Annotated in this window: 6 protein-coding genes; 2 read left to right on the plus strand and 4 right to left on the minus strand. The window is 61.8% G+C overall.

Annotated features, from left to right (window positions below; all coding sequences use genetic code 11):
• Positions 1-7: 7 nt before the first annotated feature.
• Positions 8-622: a LysE family translocator gene (locus NKJ13_RS14135; protein ID WP_352504862.1), complete on the minus strand. Its 615-nt coding sequence runs from the start codon at positions 620-622 to the stop codon at positions 8-10.
• Between the two features lie 395 nt (positions 623-1,017).
• On the opposite strand from NKJ13_RS14135, the gene NKJ13_RS14140 reads away from it, so the two are divergent.
• Positions 1,018-1,644, plus strand: a complete 627-nt coding sequence (locus tag NKJ13_RS14140; RefSeq protein WP_352504861.1) for a DUF1062 domain-containing protein — start codon at positions 1,018-1,020, stop codon at positions 1,642-1,644.
• A gap of 46 nt (positions 1,645-1,690) precedes the next feature.
• On the opposite strand, the gene NKJ13_RS14145 is transcribed toward NKJ13_RS14140, so the two are convergent.
• Together NKJ13_RS14145 and typA are read right to left on the minus strand one after the other, a co-directional pair.
• On the minus strand, positions 1,691-1,900 hold the full coding sequence (locus NKJ13_RS14145) for a hypothetical protein (protein WP_352504860.1): 210 nt from the start codon (positions 1,898-1,900) through the stop codon (positions 1,691-1,693).
• A 16-nt stretch (positions 1,901-1,916) separates the two neighbouring features.
• Positions 1,917-3,746, minus strand: coding sequence for a translational GTPase TypA (gene typA / locus NKJ13_RS14150; protein ID WP_254817743.1), 1,830 nt, complete (start codon positions 3,744-3,746; stop codon positions 1,917-1,919).
• Positions 3,747-3,944: 198 nt separating this feature from the next.
• On the opposite strand from typA, the gene NKJ13_RS14155 reads away from it, so the two are divergent.
• Positions 3,945-4,226 carry a hypothetical protein gene (locus NKJ13_RS14155; protein WP_352479551.1) on the plus strand — a complete coding sequence of 94 codons (282 nt, stop codon included), beginning with the start codon at positions 3,945-3,947 and terminating at the stop codon, positions 4,224-4,226.
• 37 nt (positions 4,227-4,263) lie between these two features.
• Here NKJ13_RS14155 and NKJ13_RS14160 read toward each other — a convergent pair whose 3' ends face one another.
• A complete protein-coding gene (locus NKJ13_RS14160; RefSeq protein WP_352504858.1) occupies positions 4,264-5,838 on the minus strand; it encodes an alkaline phosphatase D family protein in 1,575 nt (524 codons plus the stop codon).
• Positions 5,839-6,223 lie beyond the last annotated feature (385 nt).

A 6,223-nucleotide genomic window follows, 5' to 3' on the forward strand; every position in this document is an offset into this window, starting at 1 on the left:
CGCCGGCTCAGGACCGCGCCGCGATCGCCGCCGCAGCGCCGGCCATGGTGCCGGCGCTGATGCGGTTGGCGATCTTCATCGCCCGCTTGCTTCTCAAGAGCTTGCGCGCCTGCGATGCGGCGAGCACCCAGGTCAAATCGATGGCGACCAGGACCACTGCCATGGTCGCCGTCAGCTCGACCCAGCCGACCACGCTGACCGAACCGAGGTCGATGATGGTCGGCAGCAGCGCCAGATAGAACATCATGATCTTGGGGTTGCCGAGCGTCACAGCCATGCCGGCAAAGAACAGCTTGGCAGGAGAATCTTCGCGCGGCAGCGAACCTTCCTTCGCCTCGACCGGTGCCGTCCACATCTTCCAGGCAAGCCAGCCGAGATAGCTGACGCCGGCCCACTTCACGACGACAAAGGCATAATGGAACGTCTGCGCCACCACGGCGAGGCCAAACACCGCCAGAGACAGCCAGATCGCTTCGCCGATCCACATCGCAAGCAGGAACGGAAACACGTCGCGGAAGCCCTTTGCGATGACCCGCGCCACAAGAGCGGCAATCGACGGGCCGGGCGAGCCGGCGGCAACAAGCAGGGCGCCGGCAAAAATCAGCAGCGACGTGAAATGCATGACGGGGTCTCGTTTGAAGTGTTTGGGGTGTTCAACATAACCCAACTGTTCCGGCGACGGTAGCGTCTACCGAAAGAAGGCTTGTCCGCCAGGCACCTCACGGCTAGAGATGTCGTTCCGAAATCCTTTCCGAGCTTCACTTTGCCTACGTAACCGCCGGTCTCGTCAACTCCCCCAACACAGAGCAGGGCGTCGCAGTCGCGGTGCCTGTTTTCACATGACCTGTTCTTCAGGGTGGCGGTTCGAGACCGGTTTGGCACTGCTGAACCGCTGTCGCGCATAACCACCCGCGACACCTGATTTCCAACTGCCGCAGTCTCTCGCCACGCCGTGCCCGCAAGGGGTTCTCGATATCGCCGATCTGACGAACTTCCCGACGGGAAGGGCTTTTCGGCATGCCTTCGATACTGCTCATCCGCTGGGCGATCGCGCCCAAAACCGCACCTCGACCTCACCTCAACTGCAATCGCTGCGGCGGCCTGAAAGCCTATCGCTGCAGCGGCAAATTCCGCGTCAATGCCAATGGCAAGCGCATTGACGCCTGGTTGATCTACCGCTGCATCGACTGCGACAATTCCTGGAATTTCGGCATTCTGGAGCGCTGCAGCCGCCGGGATATCGAACCGGCAATATTGCAGGCGCTCGAAAGCAACGATCCGGTCCTGGCGCGGCGCCATGCCTTCGATGTTGCCGCATTGCGAAGCAGTATCGGGCGCGTTGAGGAGTTCGCCGAAGCCGCCGTTCAAAAGGAGGTGCTCGGCGACAGGCTGGGAAACACCACCGCTCTCGAACTCCAGCTCTGGCTCGAAACGCCGACATCGCTGCGGCTCGACCGGTTGCTCGCCAGCGAACTCGGTGTCTCGCGATCGCGGCTTCAGGTTTGGGAAGAGAAACGATTGCTGGTCATTAGTCCGGACGGAGCCAAAGCCTTGCGCAGGCCGGCGCGGACGGGAACGGCGATCCGCATCCACCTGTCTGGCGAACCAGACCGGGACGACATCATTTCGGCTGCCGGCGGATGAGGCGACGGCAAGGGCATCCGCAATCGGAGACAGTTGCGGCCAGGGGTCAATCGCCCTCTTTGGAGGCCGAGCCGATCAAACCCTTGGCTGCATCGAGATCGCTGTCGGCGACTTGCACATGGATCAAGCCGAGCCTGCCCGTGTCGAGAAGATAATTCGCGAGAGCATAAATTCCATACGCGTCGAGCATCGACACGCAAACTTCGGCCTCGCGTCGATTGTCGTATATGACAGCCGTGACGAGTTTACCGCTCACTGCGCGGTATTGCCCTTTATGCCGCGCCGACCACTTTCGCCGACTTCTCAAAACGCTTGCGCTCGTTCGGGTCGAGATAGAGCTTGCGCAGGCGGATGGTCTTCGGCGTCACCTCGACCAGCTCGTCGTCCTGGATCCAGGCCAGCGCGCGTTCCAGCGTCATGCGGATCGGCGGCGTCAGCTTCACCGCCTCGTCCTTGCCGGCGGCGCGGATGTTGGTCAGCTTCTTGCCCTTGAGCACGTTGACCTCGAGATCGTTGTCCCTGGAATGGATGCCGATGATCATGCCCTGATAGACCTTGACGCCGGGATCGATGACCATCGGGCCGCGGTCTTCCAGGTTCCACATGGCATAGGCCACCGATTCACCCTGTTCGTTGGAGATCAGCACGCCGTTGGTGCGACCCGGCAGCTCACCCTTATAAGGCTCGTAGGCATGGAACAGCCTGTTCATCACGGCGGTGCCGCGCGTGTCGGTCAACAGTTCCGACTGGTAGCCGATCAGGCCGCGCGTCGGCGCGTGGAAGACGATTCGCTGGCGATTGCCGCCCGAAGGGCGCAACTCGACCATCTCGGCCTTGCGCTCCGACATCTTCTGCACGACGACGCCGGCATGCTCCTCGTCGACGTCGATGACGACTTCCTCGACCGGCTCCAGCAATTCGCCGTTATCGCCCTTCTGCATGACGACGCGCGGCCGCGACACGGCGATCTCAAAACCTTCGCGGCGCATCGTCTCGATCAGCACGGCCAGCTGCAATTCGCCGCGGCCGGAAACGAAGAACGAATCCTTGTCAGGTGATTCCTCGATCTTCAGCGCGACATTGCCTTCGGCCTCGCGCAACAGGCGGTCGCGGATGACGCGGCTGGTCACCTTGTCGCCTTCGGTACCGGCCAGCGGCGAATCGTTGACGAGGAAAGACATCGTCACCGTCGGCGGATCGATCGGCTGCGCGTGCAGCGGCTCGGTCACCGACAGGTCGCAGAAGGTGTCTGCGACAGTGCCTTTCGACAGGCCGGCGATGGCGACGATGTCGCCCGCCTGCGCTTCCTCGATGGGCTGGCGCTCGAGCCCGCGGAAGGCGAGGATCTTCGAAATGCGGCCGGTTTCGACCTGGGTGCCGTCATGGTGCAGCACCTTGACCGCCTGGTTGGATTTCAGCGTGCCGGATTCGATACGGCCGGTGATGATGCGGCCGAGGAACGGATTGGCTTCCAGGATGGTGCCGATCATGCGGAACGGGCCGGGATGAACGGTCGGCGCCGGCACGTGCTTGATGACGAGGTCGAACAGCGGCGCCAGAGCCTGGTCCTTCGGGCCTTCGGGGTTTTCCGAGACCCAGCCGTCGCGGCCTGAACCGTAAAGGATAGGGAAGTCGAGCTGCTCGTCGGTGGCGTCAAGTGCTGCGAAAAGGTCGAACACCTCGTTGACCACTTCGACATGGCGGGCATCCGGCCGGTCGATCTTGTTGATGACGACGATCGGCTTCAGTCCAACCTTGAGCGCCTTGCCGACGACGAATTTGGTCTGCGGCATCGGGCCCTCGGCGGCGTCGACCAGCACGATGGCCGAATCCACCATCGACAGGATGCGCTCGACCTCGCCGCCGAAATCGGCGTGGCCGGGCGTGTCGACGATGTTGATGCGGGTATCCTTCCAGTCGACCGAGGTCGCCTTGGCCAGGATGGTGATGCCGCGTTCCTTTTCAAGATCGTTTGAATCCATGGCGCGCTCGGCGACGCGCTGGTTGTCGCGGAACGAGCCGGACTGTTTCAGGAGTTGGTCGACGAGGGTGGTTTTTCCATGGTCGACGTGCGCGATGATCGCGATATTGCGGATTTTCATGTTTCGGTCTCGGGAGCGTTGCAGGCAGCAGGCCAAAAGGCGCTGCCTCTTTCGGTTGGGCGGCTCATACAGGGTTTTTCGCATTTGCGAAAGAGGAGGCGAGCCACCAAATAAAGTCACCAAATCTTAAATATCTTGGTGTGAAGTGGAATTATTAACCAAGGCGGAACCTTTCGTGGTCCGGACAGTTCGAATTTCATGATCGAGACAGGCATCAAACTCCGGCCGATTTTGGCATGTACCGCGCTCGCCGTCCTCCTCGCGGCAAGCGCGGCGCAATCGGCCGCGCCGTCCAAGGAGACGCGGTCTGCTCTGCCGTCCGACAAGCGCTCGGCAGAGCAGCTTTTTGCCGATGCTCCGGACGGCGTCGACCCGGTGGTGACCGGACCGGTCAGCACCGCCTTCAAGCAAAGGCAAAAAAACGCCGGATGCGACAGCGCCGTCTGGCCCAAGATTCCCGTCGTCTGCTATCCCGATTGATGCACATCCACCTTCGGGGTGGTCCTAAAAGGCAATCTCACGCCGACCGCACCGGATCGAGCGTGACCTTATAGAGTTCGCTGTCGTCGCGATCCATCAGCCGCACCGTCAACTGCTCGGTGGCTCCATCGATGTCGACGAGCCCGAAGAACTGCAGGCCGGCCGACGGCGGCAGGTTCTGACCCTGTTCGGCGGTCGGTGCCTTGATGAACCTCAGCTCCGGGCCGAAAGTCATGTCGAAAGCATTCGGTCCGAATGTGCCGGCGTGGATCGGACCCGAAACGAATTCCCAGAACGGATTGAAGTCCTGGAACTGCGCCTTGTCCGGATTGTAATAATGCGCGGCTGTGTAATGCACGTCCGCGGTTAGCCAGACGGTATTGCTGATCCCCGCGTTCTTTATATAGCGAAGGAGGTCGGCAATTTCCAGCTCGCGCCCCTTGGCCGGGCCATTGTCGCCATTGCTGATTGCCTCAGCCCCGACCTTCTTGGTGCCGTCGTTCCAGACGACGAGGCCGAGCGGCATGTCGGCGGCGATGATTTTCCAGGTTGCATTGGAATTCGCCAGCTCGCGCTTCAGCCATTTCGTCTGTTGTTCGCCGAGGATGCGCGATTGCGGCGTCATCGTCTCCTGCATATTCGGACCGTTGGGGCCGCGATAGGAACGCATGTCGAGGAAGAACACGTCGAGCAGCGGCCCATAGGCGATTTTGCGGTAGACACGGCCGGGCTCCGACGGCTCGTAGCGGATCGTCGTCATTTCGTGGAAGGCGCGCGCCGCGCGTGCCGCCAGTACATGGATGGATTTTTCGGTGTAGCGGTCGTCGGCGCTCAGATCCTTCGAATCCGACCAGTTGTTCACCACCTCGTGGTCGTCCCACTGGTAGAACGTCGGGCAGATGGCGTTCAGCGCCAGCACGTTCCTGTCCATCAAATTGTATTTCCACTGACCCCGGTATTCATCCAGCGTCTCGGCAACCTTGCGTTTTTCGTCGATCAGCACGGTGTTCTTCCACTTGCCGCCGCCGGGCAGGTCGACCTCGTCCTTCATCGCGCCATCGGCATAGATCGTATCGCCCGAATGCAGGAAGAAGTCCGGCGTGTGCTTGGCGATCGTGGCGTAGGTCTTCATGCCGGTGTCGTCGATGCCCCAGCCCTGGCCGGCGGTGTCGCCCGACCAAGCGAAACGAATGTCGCGCTTCGAGGCAGGTGCCGTGCGGAAGCGGCCGATGATCGGCTCGGAAACGGCGTTGATATCGGAAAGATCGGCCGCGACCATGCGGTAGAAGATGTCCTGGTCGGAGGCGAGATCGGTAAGCAGCCGCTTCACCGTATAGTCGCTGGCCGGCGAGCTATCGAGCGGCGCCAGGCGGACGGCATTGGCGAAGCTCTCCGTCGGCGACACTTCGAACATGACGCGCGACGGCCGGTCCGTGCGCGCCCAGACCATGCCGCTGGTCGCGTCGACGTCGCCGGATTGGATACCGTGGGTAAAGGCCGGGCGCTGATTGGCGCGCGAGTAATAGGGAAGCGCGAGGCCCGACGCGCCGACCAGGCCAACGGCGCTGGCCGACGTGACGAAAGCGCGCCGCGTCATCGAAATCTTGTTCATGGCTGTCTCCTGGATGGCGTTGAACGTCGCCGCCAAGCTCCAGCTTCAATGTTTCAGGCACATTTCGAAACGATGAAGGTTTTCTGACATCAACAGGATGGCGAATCTCCCTCCTTGAGGGGGAGATGTCGCCGGGGGCGACAGAGGGGGTCGTCTCGCATGGAGCACCGACCTCTTGCGCCTGCGATAAGGGGCCGAGCCCGGTCGGACCGACCCCCTCTGGCCGCTTCGCGGCCATCTCCCCCTCAAGGGGGTGTTTGGACCGGGGACATCGCGAACAGGTGTGCGAGGACATCGCGAACAGTTTGCCATCCTATCGTTGGCTTGCATTGAGGTCGATGGTCTGGATTTTCTGGTGGCGGAAGTAGGCATCGAAGACGCCATC

Origin of the sequence: Mesorhizobium sp. M0174, assembly GCF_040322275.1 — a bacterium.
Classification (GTDB): Bacteria; Pseudomonadota; Alphaproteobacteria; order Rhizobiales; family Rhizobiaceae; genus Mesorhizobium.

What these genes read in the sequence shown, in the direction of transcription:
- NKJ13_RS14135 (WP_352504862.1), bottom strand. Translation starts at nt 622, where the DNA reads ATGCATTTCACGTCGCTGCTGATTTTTGCCGGCGCCCTGCTTGTTGCC.
- NKJ13_RS14140 (WP_352504861.1), top strand. Translation starts at nt 1,018, where the DNA reads ATGCCTTCGATACTGCTCATCCGCTGGGCGATCGCGCCCAAAACCGCA.
- typA (WP_254817743.1), bottom strand. Translation starts at nt 3,746, where the DNA reads ATGAAAATCCGCAATATCGCGATCATCGCGCACGTCGACCATGGAAAA.
- NKJ13_RS14155 (WP_352479551.1), top strand. Translation starts at nt 3,945, where the DNA reads ATGATCGAGACAGGCATCAAACTCCGGCCGATTTTGGCATGTACCGCG.
- NKJ13_RS14160 (WP_352504858.1), bottom strand. Translation starts at nt 5,838, where the DNA reads ATGAACAAGATTTCGATGACGCGGCGCGCTTTCGTCACGTCGGCCAGC.